Source organism: uncultured Pontibacter sp. (assembly GCF_947502515.1).
GTDB lineage: Bacteria > Bacteroidota > Bacteroidia > Cytophagales > Hymenobacteraceae > Pontibacter.
The window spans coordinates 152,341-173,097 of sequence record NZ_CANNAI010000001.1 but is presented as its reverse complement, the minus strand read 5'-3'; the positions used below and the strand labels follow the sequence as shown (position 1 = coordinate 173,097).

20 protein-coding genes are annotated in these 20,757 nt (G+C 51.1%); 11 read left to right on the top strand and 9 right to left on the bottom strand.

Translation table 11 applies throughout. From position 1 onward, the window contains the following. Positions 1 to 14: 14 nt before the first annotated feature. Positions 15 to 254, bottom strand: a complete 240-nt coding sequence (gene rpmB, locus Q1A54_RS00775; RefSeq protein ID WP_007652245.1) for a 50S ribosomal protein L28 — start codon at positions 252 to 254, stop codon at positions 15 to 17. Between the two features lie 133 nt (positions 255 to 387). After that, positions 388 to 561 carry a DUF5522 domain-containing protein gene (locus Q1A54_RS00770; protein ID WP_234986289.1) on the bottom strand — a complete coding sequence of 58 codons (174 nt, stop codon included), beginning with the start codon at positions 559 to 561 and terminating at the stop codon, positions 388 to 390. A 143-nt stretch (positions 562 to 704) separates the two neighbouring features. On the opposite strand from Q1A54_RS00770, the gene Q1A54_RS00765 reads away from it, so the two are divergent. The 7 genes from Q1A54_RS00765 to Q1A54_RS00735 all read left to right on the top strand — a co-directional run bounded on the left by Q1A54_RS00765 (position 705) and on the right by Q1A54_RS00735 (position 9,123). Continuing rightward, positions 705 to 1,007: a hypothetical protein gene (locus Q1A54_RS00765; protein WP_299984301.1), complete on the top strand. Its 303-nt coding sequence runs from the start codon at positions 705 to 707 to the stop codon at positions 1,005 to 1,007. 148 nt (positions 1,008 to 1,155) lie between these two features. Next, positions 1,156 to 2,397, top strand: a complete 1,242-nt coding sequence (gene rocD, locus Q1A54_RS00760) for an ornithine--oxo-acid transaminase (protein ID WP_299984299.1) — start codon at positions 1,156 to 1,158, stop codon at positions 2,395 to 2,397. Between the two features lie 124 nt (positions 2,398 to 2,521). Next, positions 2,522 to 2,782 (top strand): DUF2007 domain-containing protein, encoded by a 261-nt coding sequence (locus Q1A54_RS00755; protein ID WP_299984297.1) that lies wholly within the window; start codon positions 2,522 to 2,524, stop codon positions 2,780 to 2,782. A gap of 330 nt (positions 2,783 to 3,112) precedes the next feature. Further along, on the top strand, positions 3,113 to 3,277 hold the full coding sequence (locus tag Q1A54_RS00750; RefSeq protein ID WP_299984295.1) for a hypothetical protein: 165 nt from the start codon (positions 3,113 to 3,115) through the stop codon (positions 3,275 to 3,277). 118 nt (positions 3,278 to 3,395) lie between these two features. Next, on the top strand, positions 3,396 to 4,370 hold the full coding sequence (hemB, locus tag Q1A54_RS00745) for a porphobilinogen synthase (RefSeq protein ID WP_299984293.1): 975 nt from the start codon (positions 3,396 to 3,398) through the stop codon (positions 4,368 to 4,370). A gap of 202 nt (positions 4,371 to 4,572) precedes the next feature. Continuing rightward, positions 4,573 to 8,334 carry a S8 family serine peptidase gene (locus tag Q1A54_RS00740; protein WP_299984292.1) on the top strand — a complete coding sequence of 1,254 codons (3,762 nt, stop codon included), beginning with the start codon at positions 4,573 to 4,575 and terminating at the stop codon, positions 8,332 to 8,334. A gap of 165 nt (positions 8,335 to 8,499) precedes the next feature. Then, complete coding sequence (locus tag Q1A54_RS00735; protein ID WP_299984290.1) at positions 8,500 to 9,123, top strand: hypothetical protein; 624 nt, start codon at positions 8,500 to 8,502, stop codon at positions 9,121 to 9,123. A 78-nt stretch (positions 9,124 to 9,201) separates the two neighbouring features. On the opposite strand, the gene Q1A54_RS00730 is transcribed toward Q1A54_RS00735, so the two are convergent. The 5 genes from Q1A54_RS00730 to Q1A54_RS00710 form a co-directional block, all read right to left on the bottom strand. Then, positions 9,202 to 11,676 carry a DUF5916 domain-containing protein gene (locus Q1A54_RS00730; protein ID WP_299984288.1) on the bottom strand — a complete coding sequence of 825 codons (2,475 nt, stop codon included), beginning with the start codon at positions 11,674 to 11,676 and terminating at the stop codon, positions 9,202 to 9,204. A gap of 265 nt (positions 11,677 to 11,941) precedes the next feature. Further along, positions 11,942 to 12,322 carry a co-chaperone GroES family protein gene (locus Q1A54_RS00725; RefSeq protein ID WP_040573517.1) on the bottom strand — a complete coding sequence of 127 codons (381 nt, stop codon included), beginning with the start codon at positions 12,320 to 12,322 and terminating at the stop codon, positions 11,942 to 11,944. Positions 12,323 to 12,339: 17 nt separating this feature from the next. Continuing rightward, the gene (locus Q1A54_RS00720; RefSeq protein ID WP_196119134.1) at positions 12,340 to 12,867 is read right to left on the bottom strand and encodes a hypothetical protein; all 528 of its coding nucleotides are present in this window, start codon (positions 12,865 to 12,867) and stop codon (positions 12,340 to 12,342) included. A 141-nt stretch (positions 12,868 to 13,008) separates the two neighbouring features. Next, complete coding sequence (locus tag Q1A54_RS00715) at positions 13,009 to 14,208, bottom strand: homogentisate 1,2-dioxygenase (protein WP_299984284.1); 1,200 nt, start codon at positions 14,206 to 14,208, stop codon at positions 13,009 to 13,011. 76 nt (positions 14,209 to 14,284) lie between these two features. Then, entirely contained in the window at positions 14,285 to 15,970 is a 1,686-nt protein-coding gene (locus Q1A54_RS00710) for a S41 family peptidase (RefSeq protein ID WP_299984282.1), read from the bottom strand. Between the two features lie 373 nt (positions 15,971 to 16,343). Between Q1A54_RS00710 and ruvX the strand changes: the two genes are divergently transcribed. The 4 genes from ruvX to Q1A54_RS00690 all read left to right on the top strand — a co-directional run bounded on the left by ruvX (position 16,344) and on the right by Q1A54_RS00690 (position 18,854). Continuing rightward, a complete protein-coding gene (gene ruvX / locus Q1A54_RS00705) occupies positions 16,344 to 16,760 on the top strand; it encodes a Holliday junction resolvase RuvX (protein WP_196119140.1) in 417 nt (138 codons plus the stop codon). Next, a complete protein-coding gene (def, locus tag Q1A54_RS00700; protein WP_196119142.1) occupies positions 16,757 to 17,329 on the top strand; it encodes a peptide deformylase in 573 nt (190 codons plus the stop codon). Before ruvX ends, def begins: the two co-directional genes overlap by 4 nt. Positions 17,330 to 17,534: 205 nt before the next feature. Beyond that, a complete protein-coding gene (locus tag Q1A54_RS00695; protein WP_299984278.1) occupies positions 17,535 to 18,323 on the top strand; it encodes an alpha/beta hydrolase in 789 nt (262 codons plus the stop codon). Positions 18,324 to 18,503: 180 nt separating this feature from the next. After that, entirely contained in the window at positions 18,504 to 18,854 is a 351-nt protein-coding gene (locus Q1A54_RS00690) for a hypothetical protein (protein ID WP_299984276.1), read from the top strand. A gap of 58 nt (positions 18,855 to 18,912) precedes the next feature. Here the strand turns inward: Q1A54_RS00690 and lepB are convergent, their stop codons facing one another. Beyond that, complete coding sequence (gene lepB, locus Q1A54_RS00685; RefSeq protein ID WP_299984274.1) at positions 18,913 to 20,007, bottom strand: signal peptidase I; 1,095 nt, start codon at positions 20,005 to 20,007, stop codon at positions 18,913 to 18,915. 155 nt (positions 20,008 to 20,162) lie between these two features. Continuing rightward, positions 20,163 to 20,591: a DUF1810 domain-containing protein gene (locus Q1A54_RS00680; protein ID WP_299984272.1), complete on the bottom strand. Its 429-nt coding sequence runs from the start codon at positions 20,589 to 20,591 to the stop codon at positions 20,163 to 20,165. Between the last annotated feature and the right edge of the window lie 166 nt (positions 20,592 to 20,757).

Below are 20,757 nucleotides of genomic sequence, written 5' to 3'. Positions count from 1 at the left end.
CCGGAAGGCTGCCATTAGTACATAATGAAGCCTTGCTCTACTGCTTTCTTCAGAACGGCAGAAATACCGTTTTTGTTGATTGTTCTCAATGCTGAAGTAGAAACTTTAAGGGTTACCCAAGCATCTTCTTCAGGGATGTAGAAACGCTTCTTCTGAAGGTTCGGATAGAACTTACGCTTTGTCTTATTGTTAGCGTGAGAAACGTTATTTCCTACTTGTACTCTCTTTCCGGTTAAATCGCAAACTCGTGCCATCTTGTATTTTCTTCTAAATTATTTCAATAGGGGTGCAAATATCTGCAAAAAGATACAGAAATTCAAAAGCATAGCAGATATTTTTAACAAAACACGCTGCAAGACAACTACAAAGGCTTTTTAACAGCTCTTCTTATACCTTGTCTTCGCCTTTCAGGCCCGTTTCTTTCTTCTTTTTGGTGAAGCCGTAGGGGCAGTTTCGGCAGGCATTCTTGCAGCAATAGCCTCGCTTAAGCAGGTACTTGGCCGTTAGCACCATCAGCCCACGCTCAAAATAAAAGTCCTCGCCTTCTTTCAGATCGCTCACGCTATACTCCTTATAAAGCGACAAATATCGGTAATTCAGTGACGTTTACCAAAAACAACGCATTCTATACCTTATACCTGCAGGATGCTTCGTTTTAATTACGATAGCTTCTACCCAATAACAAACCCTAAGCCCCTCAGCCTATGACTCGTTTCCAAAACCTAACCGAAGCTGTAAGCGCCATGCGCGCCAGGGGCTTTGTCAACACATTCAGCATTCAGCATCAGCGGGTTTACTGCTCTGAGCAGAGCTGCGAACTCTCCCCCAATCAACTCACTTTGCTGGAGCGCCATATCGTGCCATCGCCCACCTCACAAAGCGGACAGGAAGAGGTATACGGTTTCAGGACAGACAGCAACCTGCTTGGCATCATGACAGATATCTATGCCGAGTACGATCCCGAGGAGTTTCGCTCCATTTTCAGACAGTGCCGTCGGACGGAATAAGCACCTTTTCCAGTTAAAGGTATAAGTCAGGCTGTTTTTGCTATATTTACAACCTATATACAGAATCCCGTAAATATAGGTGCGGCACTACAGCGTATGGCGTAGCGCTGCCCAACAGTACGGACACAGCTTTTTTAACACATAAACTATGAGCACGCTATCCATCACCTCCAGCCAACAGGCTATCGAAACTGAAGAAAAATACGGCGCCCACAACTACCACCCGCTGCCGGTGGTATTGAACAAAGGCGAGGGCGTATACCTGTGGGACGTGGAGGGCAAACGCTATTTTGACTTCCTGTCGGCCTACAGCGCCGTAAACCAGGGCCACTGCCATCCGCGCATCATCAATGCCCTGATCGAGCAGGCCCAGCAACTCACGCTGACATCCCGTGCCTTTTACAACGACAAGCTAGGTATAGCCGAAAAGTACATTTGCGAGCTGTTCGGCTACGACAAATCGCTTTACATGAACTCTGGTGCTGAGGCCGTGGAAACAGCTATTAAGCTTGCCCGCAAGTGGGCTTACCTGAAGAAGGGCATCGCTTCGCACAACGCTGAGATCATTGTAGTAGAGCGCAACTTCCACGGTCGCACGACAGGCATTATCTCCTTCTCAACTGATCCGGACTCTACCAAAGGCTTCGGACCATATATGCCCGGCTTTAAAGTAATTCCTTACAACGATCTGGAAGCGCTGGAAACTGCTCTGAAAGAGAACCCTAACGTATGTGGTTTCCTGGTGGAGCCTATTCAGGGCGAAGCAGGCGTAGTCGTACCGCAGGACGGGTATATGGCCAAGGCGCATGCGCTCTGCAAAGAGTACAATGTACTACTGATGGCTGATGAGATCCAGACAGGTATAGCGCGTACCGGAAAACTGCTGGCCAGCTATTACGACGATGTAAAAGCCGATATCCTGATTTTGGGCAAAGCCCTTTCGGGTGGTGTGCTGCCGGTATCCTGCGTACTGGCCAACGACGACATCATGCTGTGCATTCAGCCAGGCGAGCACGGCTCTACATTCGGCGGCAATCCGTTGGCAGCTGCGGTGGCCATTGCTGCTTTGGAGGTGATCAAAGAAGAGAACCTAATAGAAAACGCCTACAAGTTGGGGGAAGTGTTCCGGGAACGCATGAACAAGCTGAAAGCCAAGCGTCCGGAAGTGGTAACACTGGTAAGAGGTCGCGGCTTGCTCAATGCCATCGTAATCGAGCCATCTGCTGACGGACGCACTGCCTGGGATGTGTGCGTTGAACTGAAGGAAAACGGTCTGCTTGCCAAGCCAACACACGGTGATATCATCCGTTTTGCACCGCCATTGGTGATGACGGAAGATCAACTGCACGAGTGCTGCGATATCATCGAGAAAGTAATCATGAATTTTTAAGTCAGGTATACCTGAACCAGAGTAGAAGGGCGGAGCTATAGCGGCTCCGCCTTTTTTTATCCACTTCCGGCATGCTAGTCTGCTTTAAATTCGCTAGCTTTAGAATAGCAACAGCTTTTGACCCATGACGCAACCAGAACAATCAAAACCCATTGTTATTTTCTCCGGCGACTTCCATCGGGCAGCCGTCATCAAAAACATGCTCGAGAACCACGGCATTTATGTGTTCATGCAAAACGAGCACATGGGAAGCATCGCCCCATTTCAAGTAGCTTCGGGCGGCTTTAATCCGGTGCGACTCATTATCTCCGGACATGATGAAGAAGAGGCGAAAAGGCTTTTGGAGGGGTTTGATGATGCCTCAGACAACAGTGACGAGAACTAACATACTTTTTATGAAAAAATCAGTTAGAATAGCTTCCATCCTTGTTGCGCTAGTTATAGTGTTTATCGCAGGAGAACATGTAGGAACAAGTATTGGCGAACTTATTTATAACTTAACACACTAGTCCATTATGAAGAAATATCTACACCTTTTGCAAAACAGGTATGTTATAGTGGCTCTCTTTGTTGGCTTTGCGGCATTCCTATACCTGCTTTTCAATTTCGGAAAAATTGTTGGTGGCTCACTTTACCAGTTTACGCACTAAATATTCGAGGTTTTGCAACCCTTCGCTTTTGTCAGGTCTAATCACACTAACTGATACACGCTGAAATGAAATCTGAAGCAGAACCCTTTCCGCCCCGTTTGAGAAAATGGATCATCGCTTTCGCTTTTATCGGCTTTCTGGTAGGGCTTGGTATTGGTGCCTTCGTCACGCATAAGCAACATACAGCCGGCAGCGCAACACCACCTGTTATACCTGAGGCAAGCAACTGATAACCCCGATTTCAGGTATAGCACCTCCGATTTACAAGGGATAGCTTCGCTTTGCCCCGCATAAGCCGTACCTTTGCCGTATACTTATGTCGAAGCATTTTAGAGCAAACGCTATACTATGATCACGAAAAGACCAAGACGAAACCGCTATAACGAAGTCATCCGCAGCATGGTGCAGGAAACCGCCCTGGAACTGAACGACTTCATCTTCCCGCTTTTCATTATCGAGGGCCAAAACCAGAAGGTGGAAGTAGCCTCTATGCCGGGCATCAACCGCTACTCCGTTGACACTTTGCTCGATGAAGTGGCCAGCTGTGTGGACCTGGGCATCAAGGCCTTCGCTCCTTTTCCGAGCATCCCCGAAAACCTGAAGGATAAGTATGCGAAGGAGAGCCAGAATCCAGACGGGCTGTTCCCGAGAGCCATCCGCGAGATCAAGAAGAACTTCCCGGACGTGGTGCTAATGACTGACGTCGCCATGGACCCCTACAGCTCCGACGGGCACGACGGTATTGTGATAGATGGTGAGATCGTGAACGACGAAACGCTGGAGGTTTTGGGCAAAATGGCCTTAACCCAAGCACAAGCCGGAGCTGACATTGTAGGACCTTCAGACATGATGGACGGCCGCGTGGGTCATATCCGCCGCGTGCTCGACGAGAACGGCTTCCATAAAGTGGGCATCATGAGCTATACTGCCAAGTATGCCAGCGCCTTCTACGGTCCGTTCCGCGACGCCCTGGACTCCGCTCCAAAAATGGGTGACAAGAAAACATACCAGATGAACCCGGCCAACAGCCGTGAGGCGCTGATCGAAGCCGCACTCGACAACGAAGAGGGAGCCGATTACCTGATGGTAAAGCCAGCACTGGCATACCTGGACATCATCAAGCTGTTGCGCGATAACTCACACTTGCCGATAGCTGCCTACAATGTGAGCGGCGAGTACGCCATGGTAAAAGCCGCCGGCCTCAAAGGCTGGATTGATGGCGAGAAAGCCATGCTGGAGAGTTTGCTGAGCATTAAGCGGGCTGGAGCGGATATTATCCTGTCATACTTTGCCAAGGATTTTGCAAAGTACCTCCAAAAATAACCAAGTCAGATCCTCGACAATACAAGCGCCCTGGGCTCACAGCTCAGGGCGCTTTGTTTTAAAAGCAGGCTAGCATTAACATAGTGTCTGGCGCCTCTCCAAACCAATGTTTAACCAAATAAAGTATTCACACTGAACCAGTTTGGCGTTCGCGCACTTTTAAGTATATTGGTGGTTCTAAACTTCTACCTACTACTACTTTATGAGAGGATTGAGCCTTTGGCTGATGGCTGCGGCACTTGCAACGACTTCTGTTAGCTTTGCGCAGCAGAGTGGCTCGGTGCCTGTGCGCGCTAATGTGCAGGAGCTGGGCCGCATTGCGGCAGCTGAAGACAAAAATTACCGGACAAAACGTGCCGAAGCTATTGCGCTTGCCAAACGAAATGGCTGGGAAATTGAAAAGACTTACAAGGACGGTACCCACATATCCTTACAGAGCCTTGATGAACTGGGCATGCCGGTTTACTATATCACCTACAACAACAACGCCGCCATCACAACCCGCACAAACCAGCTTTGGGCAGGCGGCAAGCTGGGGCTTAACCTGAGTGGGGCGAGCAACAGCGTTACTGACAAAATGGGGATCTGGGACGGTGGCCTGGTGCGCGAGTCACATGTGGAGCTGCGCGGCCGTGTAGAGCAGAAAGACAAGCCATCAAAACTGAATGACCATGCCACCCACGTGGCCGGCACCCTCATCGCCAGCGGACAGAGCCTGATGGCCAAGGGCATGGCGCACGGGGTGAAAAAGCTGTACGCTTACGACTTTAATAACAGTCCTTCCGAAATGGCCGAGGCTGCGCAAGCCAATATGCTGGTTTCAAACCACTCTTATGGTACTATAGCCGGCTGGCGTTATAATAGCGAACGCAAAGGCACCGACGAGGACCCGTACTGGGAATGGTGGGGCACACCCCAAGTAAGCGAAACAGAGGACTACAAGTTCGGCTACTATGACGAGACTTCTGTCAGCTGGGACCGCATCGCCTATAATGCGCCCTATTTCCTGATCGTGAAGTCAGGTGGTAATAATCGGCAGGAGCCTGGCCCCGTTGTAGGCAAACCTTATATGCAGCGTAATTCCAACGGCAACTTTACGCTGGTGGCACAGCGCCCTGCCAACATCAGCAGCAACGAAGGCTATGATGGCATCGCCACCTACGGCACTGCCAAGAATATACTGACTGTGGGTGCCGTAAATAGCCTCCCAAACGGCTACAACCAATCTTCCGATGTCAAGATCACCAGCTTCAGTAGCTTTGGGCCTACTGATGATGGTCGTATTAAGCCTGACCTGGTAGGAGGCGGAGAAAGAATTCTTTCTACAACTAGTGCCAGCGACAATTCTTACAAAGCTCTGAGCGGCACCTCCATGGCAGCCCCCAACATTTCGGGCTCCCTGCTGCTGCTACAAGAGCACTATTCCAATCTGAACAACGGGAAGTTCATGCGTGCCGCCACACTCAAAGGTTTGGCCATTCATACGGCTGACGAGGCTGGCGACGCTCCAGGGCCTGACTACATGCATGGCTGGGGACTTCTGAACGCCAGTCGCGCCGCTACCATGATCAGCAACACCCAGAACACGCACCTGATACAGGAGCGCAGTCTGGAGCAAGGTAAAACCTATACGCTAGAAGTAGTGGCATCTGGCGCTGGACCACTGGTGGCCACCATTTCCTGGACCGACCCGGAAGGAGCTGCCCATTCCATGTACAGCGCCCTGAATAACCGCAGTCCGCGCCTGATTAATGACCTGGACATACGTGTCACGAACCGAGGCAATACGATCATGCCCTGGATACTGAACCCCAATGCTCCTGAACTGCCCGCAACCCAAGGCGACAACGTGGTAGACAATGTAGAGCAGGTACTTATACCTAACGCTATACCTGGCGAGACCTACGCCATTACCGTATCGCACAAGCGCACAATTCAGAAAGGGTCTCAGGAATATTCCCTGCTGGTGAGCGGCATGGGCGGCACTGCCTACTGCGCAAGCGCTCCCACTTCGGAGGCAGGTTCACGCATCAGCAAAATTGTTTTTGACGGCATTACAACTTCATTTGAAGGATGCGCTACCTACCGCTTGCAGGAGGAAATGCTGCTATCCTTTGAGCCGGGCCAGACTAAAACAGTGTCGTTTGAGCTGGGCACCTGTGGTGCCAATGTCAGCAAGGCAGCCAAGGTATACGTGGATTGGAACGGCAATGGCAGCTTCGAAGATCAGGGTGAGGAAGCTGCTGCTTCCGGTGTTACCAACGGTGTCGGGATGTTCAATGCCAGCATTTCAGCCCCCTCTTTTCTACAGCCTGGCTACATGACCCGACTGCGCGTCGTGTTGGTTGAAACCTCCAATCCGGCAGGCATAAGCTCTTGTGGCACATACACCCGCGGCGAAACGCAGGACTATATCATTCAGGTTACAAAGCCATCCTCAGATGTTGCATTGGAGCAGGTAAAGCCAGTGGGTTCATCGCTCTGCGCCGGCACGAATCAGCAGTTTCTGGTTACAATCCGCAACAATGGGCTCCGCGATCAGAAAAATATTCCGATGATACTAGAGGTATACCGCAGTGGCACCAAAGTAGCTGCCATGACAACGGTTTACACCAAAACGCTAAAATCCTTTACCTCAGATGAGATTTTACTGACAGCTGATTTCCAAACAGAAGCTGGCGCTACTTATGAACTGATTGCTTCGGCAGGCACCACCAGTGATGCCGTACCAGAGAATAATACCTTGAGTAAAACTTACGGGGTAGGTGGCAACACCACCGTGGCACAGGCAGTGGCAACCCGCTGCGGCGACCAGCCCAGCTATACACTGACCGGCGCCGGTGATGGCACCATCTTCTGGTACAATACGGCAAGCGGAGGCACGCCCATCGCTGCGGGCAACTCAACCAGTATTGCAACAAGCAATGTTAACGGCTCGCTTTATGCCTCCCTCAATGATTTCTCGGCCACTGTTGGACCAGCGACCAAGAAGTTTGCAACAGGTGGTGGGTATAACCAGTTTACGCCGGATGCGATCGTAGACACAAAAGCTCCTATGCTGCTGGAAAGCGCCCGCCTGTATATTGGTAACCAAGGCAAAATTACGTTTACAGCCTACAACAGCAACGGCTCTCCTGTTTCGAGCCGTACAATTACTGTGGAAGCCACCCGCTCCACCCCTGCCCCGGGCGTGCAGGAGGACGACCCAAATGACCAGGGCGAAGTATACTACCTGGGGCTGGAACTTCCTGAGGCTGGCACTTACAACATCGCAATCACCTATGACCATGCGAATGGGGCCACCATCTACAGGAACAATGCCGGCGTAACGGGTTATCCATTTGGCGTAAGCAATGTGTTCACGATTACTGGCACCACGGCCAACCCGGGCGCGCTAAGCTATTATTACTACTTTTATGACCTGAAGGTACGTGCTTTAGGCTGTATCAGCCCAAGGGTAGCTGTACCGGTTGAGAATGGCTCTCCACTTCCAACGCCGGTAATTTCGCGCCAGGGCCTTAGCCTGCAGTCAAGTGCCGCAGACGGCAACCAGTGGTACCTGAACAGCCTGCCTATACCTGGTGCCACTGAGCAGACCTATACCCCAACAGAAAGCGGGGACTATAGCGTGCAGGCACAGTGGAAGGGCTGCGTTTCTACCCGATCGCAAATCTATACCTTCGCCTATCAGGCTAATGGCCGTGAACTGAAGAAAGAGTTGGTAGCCTCGCCTAATCCAAGTACTGGCGTATTTAAGGTGCAGTTTGAGACGGCGCAGCAAGAGGATCTGCACCTGAACGTGACCGACATGCTGGGCAACCTAATCTATACCCGCAAAGTGACCGGCTTCAATGGTTTCTATGAAGCTGACATCGACCTCTCGGCAAGAGCTTCTGGCATTTACCTGCTCCGAGTGAAGTTCGGCGATCAGGCCTTTACTCAAAAATTGGTCTTACAGCGCTAGTAAGCACAGTAATCAGAAGAGCCCTGGCTGTTGAGCCGGGGCTTTTTTGTGCTACTATACATTTCTGTTTGTTTCAGATACAGTCAAAGTAGTGTTTTTACCTACACCTACCTGTTTTGCTAATCCAAGCGCATTCCCTATCTTCAGCCAAACAAAACAGAAACTATGAAGAGATTACTACTCGCTATAGGTGTGGCATTCATGTTCGCCTCTTGCGCCCAGCAACCACAGGCCAGCAGCACAACGACCACTACTACCGAGACTACCACTACGCAACAGGAAACTGCCGCGGCCCCGCAGTCACCCGTAACAGCTACGCAGCAGGCTTTCTTTTCTCAGTTAAGCAAGCTGTGCGGCAAGAGCTTCAGAGGCAAGGCTGTGTTCCCGGCCGATGGCAAAGACCCGTTTGCAGGCAAAGAACTAACCATGCACGTGCGTGAGTGCTCCGACCAGGTTATCCGTATCCCGTTCCATGTGGGTGAAGACAAATCCAGAACGTGGGTGTTCACTAAAATGGAGGAAGGCTTACAACTCAAACATGACCACCGCCACGAAGATGGCACCCCAGATGAAGTGACCATGTACGGCGGTATTGCCCTGGATACTGACGACGCAACCACCATGCGTTTCCCGGCTGACGCTTTCACCGCCCAGCTTATACCTGCGGCCTCCACCAACGAGTGGAATGTGGTACTGAGCGCAGACGGCCGCACGTTCAGTTATATCCTCAAGCGCGATAACCAGCTCCGTTTCCAGGCCGACTTCGACCTGACCCAACCGATCAACTAATCTATACCTGCTATACCTTAAAACGGCAAAGCCCGGAGCTGCTACAGTTCCGGGCTTTTGCTTTGCGGGTATCTAGTTCTAAGACTTGCTGAACTGCTTCTTCAGCACCTGGTAGTCGATAAAGTACAGCAACCTTACCGAAAGACTATTGGTCTGCGGCCCGGTGATGGTGCGGGTAAAGTTCTCGTGATAACGCGGGACAATTTCGCCCTGGCTTTCTAAAATGGCGTTCTTCCACATCACACTGATCTCGCTGCCCGGCGCAAACCACCACGAGTAGATCATGTCGATGTTGAAGGCGTTGTAATTGATGTTGTGGTTTGGCAGCTCGTTCTCGGGGAAGTAGCCAAGCGGGTAGCTGCTGGTCAGCAACTCGCCTTTGTCGCTGAGCTCGAAGAAACGGTTAGACTCGGCCTTCGACCAATAGTGCCGCGCCCGCAGCGACAGTGACATCCGATTGTTGAAAATATAAGAGCTCGTCAGCGTGTTGTCTACCGTATTCACATCGCGAAGCACGAAAATGATGTCGCGCGGTGCGCTGATTTCTGAGCTTCGGCTACGATAGTTAGCATAGCCCATGTCGTCGCGGTTGCTGTTGCGGCTATACCTGTAGATGAACATCAGCTTATCGTTCACCCGGAAGCGCGGCGAAATTGAATAGCCTAAATTCTGGCGCTCATGCTCGTCAAACGTACGGTAGTTGAAGTCCACATCCAGGGCCAGGCGCTTGCGGTAGTCCGACGAGATCCAGCCACCAATACTGCGGTTCACCGGAAAGGTATAGTAGCGACCTGCTACCCGTGGCTCGAAGAAGTCATAGGTCTTCACTGGCTCCAAGTTGAAGTTGGTACCTACGCTCAGGAAGTTCCGGAAGGTGCCACTCACCCTGCCATAGATCACGAAATTTTGGAAATCGTCGGGCTTATACCTGCGGCTATAAGTCGCGCCGAGCTGCGTGTTCATGTTGAGCAACTTCCAGAAAGGCTGGTAGATGTTGTAGCGCAGGTTCAGGTCCTCATCCACAGTATTGCGGATGAAGTTGATGCCCATGTCGTTCGGGTCGTAGGTGTCGGACTTCATGGAATGGGTGAACCTATACTGAAAATTGCCGCTCACTTTGCCCCCGCCGATGCTGTACATGTGCCCCAGCTGCGCGTCGTCGGTGTAGTATTTTTGGCTCAGGGCGGCACTGCCTTCCACGGCATACCGGTTACCTTTGTTGGCCACCCGGAAGAGCATACCGGTCAGGTTGGCGTCGTAAGTGCTGCCTGCACGCAGCACGTTGGTATTCACGAGCGTCACATAGGAGTTGTTTTTGAGCGACTGGTCCAGTACCAGGATGTTATAGTTAGTGAGCGGTTGGGTCTCTTTCTGAAAGCGGTTGCCCTCACTGTCTTCGAGTGTAGCGAATTGCCGCCCTACTACCGCGTTGAACAAGCCTATACCCAAACCCGACTGCGTGCGGCCCGATATCTTGGTACCGTTCAGCATCTTGGTTTCGCGCGGGTTTTCGATGATAGTGTTGCCCTGTTCGCGCTCGGCACTTGCGTCCAGGAAGTTGATGGGCGTACCGCCAATGCGTCGGGAATAAAGGAAGCCGCCTTTGTTGAACAGCTCCGTGCCCTCCATAAAGAAAGGCCGGTACTCGTTGAACTGCACCTCGAAAGGCGACAGGTTGAGCACCTGGTTATCGGACTGTACCTGGCTGAAGTCAGGTATAAGCGTCATATCGAGTGTAAAGGCGTCGTTGATGCCGTACTTCACGTCCATACCTCCACTAAAGTTAATGTTGTCTTCGTATCGCACGCTGCCGTCGCCATTGCGCACCGGGTACTTCTCGGCATAGGCCGATACGTAGGGCGTGAGCGAAAGCCGCAGTGGTGCTTCCACATTTTTGATGCCCCTAAGCTTGCCAAACTGGTTCATGAAACCGTTGATGGCTGGGTCCACGTGATTCCAGAAAAACTCCTGCCGCGTGGACCGTCGGTTGCGCATGAAGTTAAGTCCCCATAACTGCTCCGGCTTGCTGCTGAATCGGAGGGCCGAATAAGGTATGCGCATCTCTGCTATCCAAGAGTTGCCATCAAGTTTAGTATTGCTCTCCCACACAGCATTCCAGGTAAAGTCTTCACCATCGGACGAGTAGCGTGCGTCGAGTTGCACACCTGCGGGCGTCAAATAAAAGCCAAATCCGTTGATCTGATCGTTGTACGTGTCGAAGAACACTGCAAAAAAATCGGTGTTGCCCAGATCATCCCGCTTGCCCAGTTGCCTGAATATACTGTCCTGGGACACGTCGTGCATAATGGCGCCCACGTAGATAGACTCATCATCGTAAAGAATACGCACCTTCGTGGGATGTACCTCTTTCGCGCCGGGGTTGGGACTGCTCTGTATAAAGTTTGTGGCGGTCTCGGCCTGTTGCCAGACTTCCTCGTCCAGCGAACCGTCAATTTTGATGGATTCGGTTATGCGAAGCGCCTGCAACTGTTTCACATTGGCAAAGACAGGAGCTTTTTTCTCCTGCGCTCCTACCTGTTGCCATGCCAGCACAGTTAATACAAGCACAACCATCCGCACAAAACCAGGTGTAGGTATACAGCCAATCATAAAGTAAAAGGGCAATCAAAGTGAGTGTTTATACAAAGGTATAGAATAGATGCCCCCGAGGCCACAATACTTGCATTTTCCTGACAACAAAACGCTTAACCATAGTACATAACTGGTAAACGTGCCTATTTAGACGACGAGAGATGGAAATACAAAGCGCCATACCCGTTTGACAGGTATGGCGCCTTTACATAAGCTCCAGTTAGGCCTACAAATCCTCTTCGCGTACCAGCATCAGCACGGCTGACTGCGGCACGATAAAGTATTTCTCGCTGAGGTAGTTGATCTCGATAGCGTCGCGCTGTAGGTAGATGGCCAGGTCTCCTTCTTTTATCTGGAGCGGCAGATAGCGCACTTGTTCTTGCTCCTCGTCGCCAAACACTTCTTCATCAAAGCCATAGTCAGCAGGCATTGGGTAGCCCGGACCAACTTTCATCACATAGCCTTCCTGCACCTTCTCTTTTTCCTGTACACCAGGCGGCAGGTATAGCCCGCTCTTGGTCTGCTCTCGGGAGGTCTTCGGTTTGATCAGCACCCGGTCGCCTACAATGATGATCTTCTCCAGTTTGTTGCTTTCTGAAATTCTCATGGATATGGGATGCATGATTATATTGGGTCTGCAGTCACTTTAAAGCGCATGGCAGCCTTAATGGCTACATCGCGTGTAATTGGCTTGGCTATGGCAGCTCTCGTTCTAACTGTATATGTTTCTCCTTTGATGTACTCATCTAGCTTAGCATTGGTCGATTTCAACTCAATGGCCTTGACGCCCTTCGGCACTTCATCTAGATAGGCGATCTTCGTTTCGTCTCCTTCGCCGTTGCTCAGGTATATCTCAATGCTGCGCAAAAAGTCAAAGTTCTCATCAGCGGGATCAGCTATGGTGAGCGTCAGTTTGTTCAGGCTCACGTCTTTCACCAGCTCGGCGCGTGTCTTGTTGTTCTTGAAAGTCTCCGACGAGTTTGTCTTCACAGGTATAGGTGACAGCGGCATTACGACACCAATCGGGAAAGTAGACTCGATGCGAATAGTTTCTTCCTGATTAATGTAGAAGGTGAGCAAATCGTCTACCTTGTCGCAGGAAGTTGCTATAATGGTGAGCAGCGCAAACACTGCCAACAGCATTTTTTTCATAAAAGGGTGAAATTTAAAGTACTCTATTTTACTAATTTATAGGCGTGAAGGGCCAAAAAAGAAAGACAACCTTGCGGGCTGTCTTTCCTGTAATGCCTGCACAGAGTGCAAATTTAGTAAAAACGAGTTAGAGTAGCGCAATTAGTCGAACATGTCGGCTGCGCGGGTTGTATCCGGACCGTTTTCGAGCCAGCTCATCGGGTAATTCTTGTCCATCAGCCCTACGGCCTCTTCGGTCAGGTATAGCGGCTTGAAGGTGTCGATCATCACAGCGTACTCGTGGGTTTCTTTCTTGCCGATACTCGCCTCCACGGTGCCCGGGTGCGGACCGTGCGGTATGCCGCCCGGGTGCACTGTAAACGAAGCTCGATCCACGCCCTTGCGTGACATGAAGTCGCCTGCCACGTAGTAGAGCACCTCGTCGGAGTCTACGTTGGAGTGGTTGTAAGGCGCAGGTATAGCCAGTGGGTGATAGTCGAACAAGCGTGGCACAAACGAGCAGATCACGAAGTTGTGCGCCTCGAAGGTCTGGTGCACGGGAGGTGGCTGGTGAATGCGGCCGGTTATAGGCTCAAAGTCGTAGATGGACAGCGCATACGGATAGAAGTACCCGTCCCAGCCCACCACATCAAACGGGCTGAAATCGTAGTAGTACTGGTGCAGCATGCCGTCTTTTTTGATCTGCACCAGGTGCTCACCGCCCTCGGTATACTCGATCAGCTCATGCGGAGCACGGATGTCACGCTCACAAAACGGCGAGTGCTCCAGCAGCTGCCCAAAGTGGTTGCGGTAGCGGCGTGGTGTCTCGATCGGGCTGAATGACTCGGTGATCAGTAAACGTACCGGGCCGTCATTGAAATGGAACTGGTGAATGATGGTGCGCGGAATCACAATATAGTCTCCCTCACGGAACTCCAGCTTGCCCATCTGCGACAAGAGCACCCCGCTGCCCTCGTGCACAAATACCACCTCATCAGCCTGCCCGTTTTTGTAGTAATAGTCCATTTTCAGCTCCGACGGATTGCAGATGCTGATGGCCACATCGCTGTTGAGCATCATGGTTTTACGGGCACTTAAGTAGTCAGAACCCGTAACGGTCTGATCGAGCGTCTTCAGGTGATGCGGTGCCAGCTTTACACCTTCGGCCTTTTTGGGTGCATAAGGTATAGGATCTTCGATGCGGGTAATGCGCGTCGGCGGATTTTTGTGGTACAGCAACGACGACAGGCCGCTAAAGCCCAGCGTACCCACCAGCTGCTCGGCGTACAGACTTCCGTCTTCCTGCCTGAACTGCACATGGCGCTTCTGCGGGATGGTGCCTAATTTGTGATAATAAGCCATTCCTCTCTGTTTGGTTATGGTTTATAAAAGCAGCCCTACCGGGTGCCTTTCTGATACAGGTATAAATTCTGATTTGTTATACGCCTCCTTTGGCCAATCGCTGGGCCTTGCCAAACTGGCGAAGGGCTTCCTGAAACTCCTCGTCCTTCTCGTGCAGGATCGGGAAGAAACCCGGGTTACCGTATACGCTGCGGCCAATAAATGCCTTCACGTTATTACGGAGCAGCGCCTGTGAGCGCTTGTACTGGGCCTCGTCGTACTTCACTTCCGATTGTGCCGCCATACGCATCAGCTCCTGCAGCATTTTATCAGAAACGTTAAAGGACTTCGCAAACTTGTCCATTGGCATCTTTTCAAGGTCTTTGCGGTTGTCGTTGTAGTAGGCCAATGCATACTCCCGGATCACATTTTTGCTATAAAGCTGGCTTAACAGCTCCGATAACTCCGTAGTATCGCGGGCTACAAACACGTCGGGCATAATGCCCCCGCCACCATACACCACGCGTCCTTTGCCTGTTTTATACTTAAGCGAGTCTACAAACAGGCTGCTGTCCGGATGGAAGTACTCGCCGTTTTCGAAGCGGTTCAGCATGTCTTTCTGATAGTCCTCGGTGCCCGCCACATAAGGCTTCTGGATAGAGCGCCCACTTGGCGTGTAATAGCGCGAAATGGTCAGGCGCAGCTCCGACCCGTCGTTTAGTGGGATTGGCATCTGCACCAGTCCTTTGCCAAATGAGCGACGCCCCACAATCAGCGCACGGTCATTGTCTTGCAGGGCACCTGCCACAATCTCGGAGGCTGAGGCACTGCCCTCGTCCAATAGCACGATCACAGGACCGTTTTCGAAGTCACCCTTGGTACGGGCAAATGACTTGGAGTCGTAGCGGGAGCCTTTCCCGTCGGTATACACGATCATCCTGTCACCTGCTATAAACTCGTCGGCCATGCGGGTTGCGTGGTCCATGTAGCCGCCCGGGTTGCCGCGCAGGTCTAGAATCAGCTGCTGCATGCCTTTCTTTTTGAGGCCGGTCAAAGCCGTCTTAAACTCGTCAAAGGTATTGTTGGCGAAGCGGCTCACTTTGATGTAGCCCGTGTTGCTGTTCACCATATAGTTCACATCCACTGACACGGTTGGAATCTTGTTGCGGGTGATCGTAAAGTCGAATGGCTTCCTGTTGCCTTTGCGCAACACCTGTATCTTTACGTCTGTGCCTTTGGGGCCCCGCAGGCGCTTGAAGACGCCCTCGTTCGTTATACCTGTACCCGCTACATTCTCGCCATTTACACTCACAATCTTGTCACCGGCCTGTATACCTGCCGCCTCAGACGGTCCGCCACTCAGGGGGGTAATCACATAAATCGTGTCTTTAAAGATATTGAACTCCACGCCGATGCCTTCAAAATCGCCTTCCAAGTAAGAGCGGGCCATGGCCAGATCAGCGGCGGGGATGTAGGAGGTATGCGGGTCGAGCTTCTCGAGCATCTTGGTGATGGCGTGATCAGTTAGCTTCTCGGTGTCCACGGTATCCACGTAGTCACGATCGATATAGCTCAGTATGTCGCGGAATTTTAAGTAGGCCTTAGCAGTACTCTGTGGATTGTTATCAGAAGGGGAAAAGGTATTTGCGCCGATCAGCACCCCCACAATCAGGGCCAAGGCAATGTACAGGGGCAAGCGTACCTGAAAGGGCGTGTTGCGGGCTTTGCCCTGCCCGGTTGTTTCAGGCTCCTCCTGTGAGTTGTATTTGGTTTCTTCGCTCATCTCGATCTCTAAAAACGGTTAAATATAAAGCTAAGCGGGCGCTTTTTTGCAGCTTTACAGAGATAAATATTCAGGCTCTGCTATACAAGGCTTCTTTTTAAGTATACCTGCATACAGTATAGCTTGTTATTCTTTTAACAAAGCTTTGGTCGGGTTTTATTCCATTTTAGTATAAAAAGATCCGGACAGGCTACCTTTTTCTGCTCACATACCGCGCACAGGGCCGCAAGACGTGGTGGAGCCCAGCCCCTCCAACCTGATCAACTCCGCCAATCCTTTTTAATCCTGTAAATCCTGATTAAATCCCTTAACTTTGTATTTTTAAAGCGCAAATGCTCGCTTAAGGCAGGCAAAAGAAGTTACACAGGGCACTATGGCGAGAATTTTAGGTATAGACTACGGCAACAAGCGGGTGGGGCTGGCCGCAACGGACACACTCCAGATCATTGCTTCGCCACTCGAAACTATACATGCCAAAGATGTGCTGACTTACCTGAAAGCCTATACCCTGCGCGAACCCGTGGAGGCCTTTGTTGTAGGTATGCCGCGACGCCTGACTGGTGAAGCCACCGATGCAACGCCACATGTCATTGGCTTTGTACGTAAGCTCCAGAAGGAGTTTCCGGGTATACCGGTGCATACCGTAGACGAGCGCTTTACCTCCAGCATGGCTCAGAAAGCGATGCTGGCCGGCGGACTCAAGAAGAAGGACCGCCAGGACAAAAGCACCGTGGACCGGGTGAGCGCAGCCATTATTTTACAGTCGTATTTAGAAAGCAGAACAATATGATTTACCCTATTACCGCTTATGGCGACCCGGTGCTGAAGGAGCCGGCGCAGGACATCCCGAAGGACTACGAAGGTCTGAATGAGCTGATTGAAGACATGTTCACCACCATGTACCATGCCCACGGCGTGGGACTCGCTGCTCCGCAGATCAGCAAGGGCATCCGCCTGTTTGTGATCGACTCTGAGCCCATGATGGACGAAGGTGATGAAGGCAAAGGCGTGAAAAAGGCATTTATCAACCCGGAGATCATCGAAGAAGATGGGGAAGAGTGGGGCTTTGAAGAAGGCTGCCTGAGCATACCGGGTGTGCGTGAGGTGGTATACCGCCCTGAGCGCATTGTTATCCGCTACTTCGACCAGGACTGGAACGAACACACCGATACCTACGATGGCATGACGGCTCGTGTGATCCAGCACGAGTACGACCACATTGAGGGCATCCTGTTCACAGACCACCTTTCCGGACTGAAAAAGCGCCTGATCAAGAACAAGCTTACCAAAATATCCAAAGGAGAAGTGGATGCGGATTACCGCATGAAATTCCCGACAGCGGCAACAAAGAAACGCTAGACGCTATACCTGACACCTATCAAGGATCGCCTGCTCCAGACTACTGCGGCAGGCGATTTACTTTACTGCCACACATCCGCCACGCATACCATCAAAGGTTAAACTTCGGATTTTGTGCTGTACTCTCATCTGCCATGCCTACCTTAGTGGCACATCTATTCAATTACCAACATTTTTCTTCAACTCACCTTCTAAACTCAAGCTTATGAATGCGATCAAACGAAACAATGTGACGGTAACCGGAAAAGGAGAAAAGCCGATGCTGTTTGCTCATGGCTACGGCTGCGATCAGAACATGTGGCGTTATATTACTCCTGCTTTTCAGGATGATTACAAAATCATACTTTTCGATCACATAGGATTTGGCAACTCAGACGCTTCTACCTATTCAAAAGATCGCTACTCGTCGCTGCAAGGTTATGCGGCAGATGTGCTGGAGATATGCCATGAACTGGACCTGCAGGATGTAATCTTCGTAGGCCACTCAGTGAGTGCCATGATCGGAGTGCTGGCTGCTATTCAGGAGCCTGAGCGCTTCTCAAAGCTTGTGCTGGTAAGCCCCTCGCCAAGCTTTATCAATGACGGCGACTATTATGGCGGCTTTTCACGACAGGATATAGACGGCCTGCTCCTTTCGCTGGATGGGGACTACCTGGGTTGGTCCAATACCATAGCCCCAGTGATCATGAGCAACGCCGACCGTCCGGAACTGGCACAGGAACTGGCGCAGAGCTTCTGCAAAAGCAGTCCCGAAATCGCCAATGACTTTGCCCATATCACCTTCTTGTCAGACCACCGAAAAGACCTGCCTCAGGTAAAGACAGACACCCTGATTTTGCAGTGCTCGGAGGACGCTATTGCCCCGCCGCCGGTTGGCGAATATACCCACCGGAGCATCGCTGGCAGCAAGTTCACAATTTTAGAGGCGACAGGCCACTGCCCTAACCTGAGTGCACCGGAAGAGACAATCAAGGCGATTAAGAATTTTTTGTAAAAATACCGTACAAGTATCTGTGCAGATATTGGTCAGCGGGCGCAAAGTCATTAGGTTGCGAAGAAAGAGATATACATTTTAGTGGAATTGACAGACAGTATAGAATATAAAGAATTAAAGAAGGCTAACGGAGATGTTTTCCTGGAGGTAAGAAGGATGCCTGATAATGGCTTTATAGCTATGAACTGGATCGGTATACAGTCTCTTGAAACTGTTGTGATGGGCGGCAACCTGGTTCTGTCGATGTTGCGGCAGAAGCCGTCGCCGGGAGTTCTGAACAGTAATCGGGAGCTAATAGGACCTTGGGAAGCAGCAGTCAATTGGCTGGCCTTTAAGTGGGCCCCGCAGGCCAAAAGCCTGGGGCTGCGCTTCTTTGCGCATGTACTATCTCCTGGCATTTATGGGCAGCGGTCCTTTAAAGCATTGTTTCCTAACCTCAGGGAGGTGCTCGATGTAAAGTCTTTTGATAAAGACGAACGGGCCGAAGAGTGGCTCCGCATGAAAGTCTCCATCCAAAAGACCAGCACATAGCCTGTCCAGGTATGCTGGCAGCAAATTGTCCAGCCGCTGTTAGCCATAGCTGAGGCTATTATTCCACCCAGCTAAATAACCGACTCCAGCGAATTTTATCTAACCCACCCGCTTCTTCATCCACCGAAAAAAAGGTAAACAACGGTTTCCCGACAACGTGGTCTTCCGGCACAAAGCCCCAGTAGCGGGAATCAAGAGAGTTGTGACGGTTGTCTCCCATCATAAAGTAATAGTTCTGCCGGAAGGTATAGCTCTTGGCTTCCTTACCGTCTAGGTATAGCTTGCCCTCCCGCACCTCGGCGTTTTTGTTCTGCTCGTGTTCCAGGATGGTCTTTTGGTAGATGGGTAGCGTTTCGGGTGTGATCGCTACTGAAACGCCTTGCTTTGGGATGTAGAGCGGACCGTAGTTGTCGCGGTTCCAGTTGAGGCCCGGCGCCTGTGGAAAGATACCAGCCTCTGATTCGCCCGCCGCCATTTGCTGCAGCTTGATGCCCTGTATAAAGTGGATCGAAGCCAGTTCCCGCGCCCTGGCAGGTGTAGTGTGCAGCAGATAACCTCCCTGCACCGGGTATACGTCTGTGAGATTTCGCTCTCTGAAGAACTTTGGCTGCAGCACCTTGTCAGTGGCCACAAAGTAGCCGTACTGCATCTGCTCCGAGTTGTCGAGTGGCTTACCGTTGACGTATACCTGCCGGTCACGGATTTCCAGCTTGTCGCCAGCTATACCTACACAGCGCTTCACGTAGTGCGTGCGCTGGTCCATGGGGTGCTCTCTTTCATCTGGAAAATTGAATACGACCGGGTCATTGTGCTTCAATTCTGAGAAACCAGGCAATCGAAAGGACTCTAACTGCAGCGCATCAGAATAAGCAGGTAGATCCGTACCCCAAATAGTCTGGTGGGTCAGTGGCACCTGCAGTGGCGTCATGGGGGTGCGGGGGCCATAGTGCAGTTTGCTCACAAACAAGCGATCGCCTACAAGCATCGACTTTTCCATGGAAGGCGTAGGGATAGCATAAGCCTCAAATGTGGCCCAGCGGAAAAACGAGGATACGATTACCGCAAACATCAGGGCATTTCCCCATTCGCGCAGAGCACTTTTCTTGGCTAGCTTCTCAGCCGGTTTTATCTTCCAGAGTTTTAGCTGCATCATCAGAGCATAGTAGGTTTACTATACTTTAACTGCAGTAAGGTTCAGTAAATTATAATCCTTGCTGAAAAAATCCCGTGTTCATACCTTGGCAAGGTATAGGCTTTGCTGGCAACTGCTTGCACGGGCTTTCACTTAAGCTGGAAAAATCGCCTGCGTTACTTTAAAAGCTGCAGTGTCTTTTCATCCTCTTTGCCACTGTAATACTTGTCGAGCACAGCTTTGAAAACAGGATCAGCACCGGGTACCGCAGCAAACAGGGTCATACTGGAGCGCAGCTTCAGGTCATCGGGGCTCCCCAGAACTTGGTTGGCTGTTTTTCCTTCCAGCGCAAACATGGCTTTGGAAATCTCCACTAATCTTTGCCCCAGGACAGGATGCTGCAGGTATAGCTGGGCCTCTTCCTGGTCTTTAATGGCATAGTATCGGGCAGTCTCGCTATACCCTAACCCCTGCAATTGCGGGAAAATAAACCACATCCAGTGGCTCCGCTTGCGACCATTTTTTATTTCAGTCAGAGCCTGCTCGTAACTGCTGGCCTGTGCATCCAGGAAGCGGGCAAGACTTGGTATATTCTCAGTGCTCATGTGTTTTAAGTGTAAGTCGGAACAAAAGAGTTTAAACGAAAAACTGCAGACTTCTGCATGTAAACCTTACATAATCAACATTCCTAATTTACGGATCTGCCGAATAGACTTACTGTCATCCTATACCTGTTTGTATTCCACACTTCCGAGAAAGCATGGGAGGCTT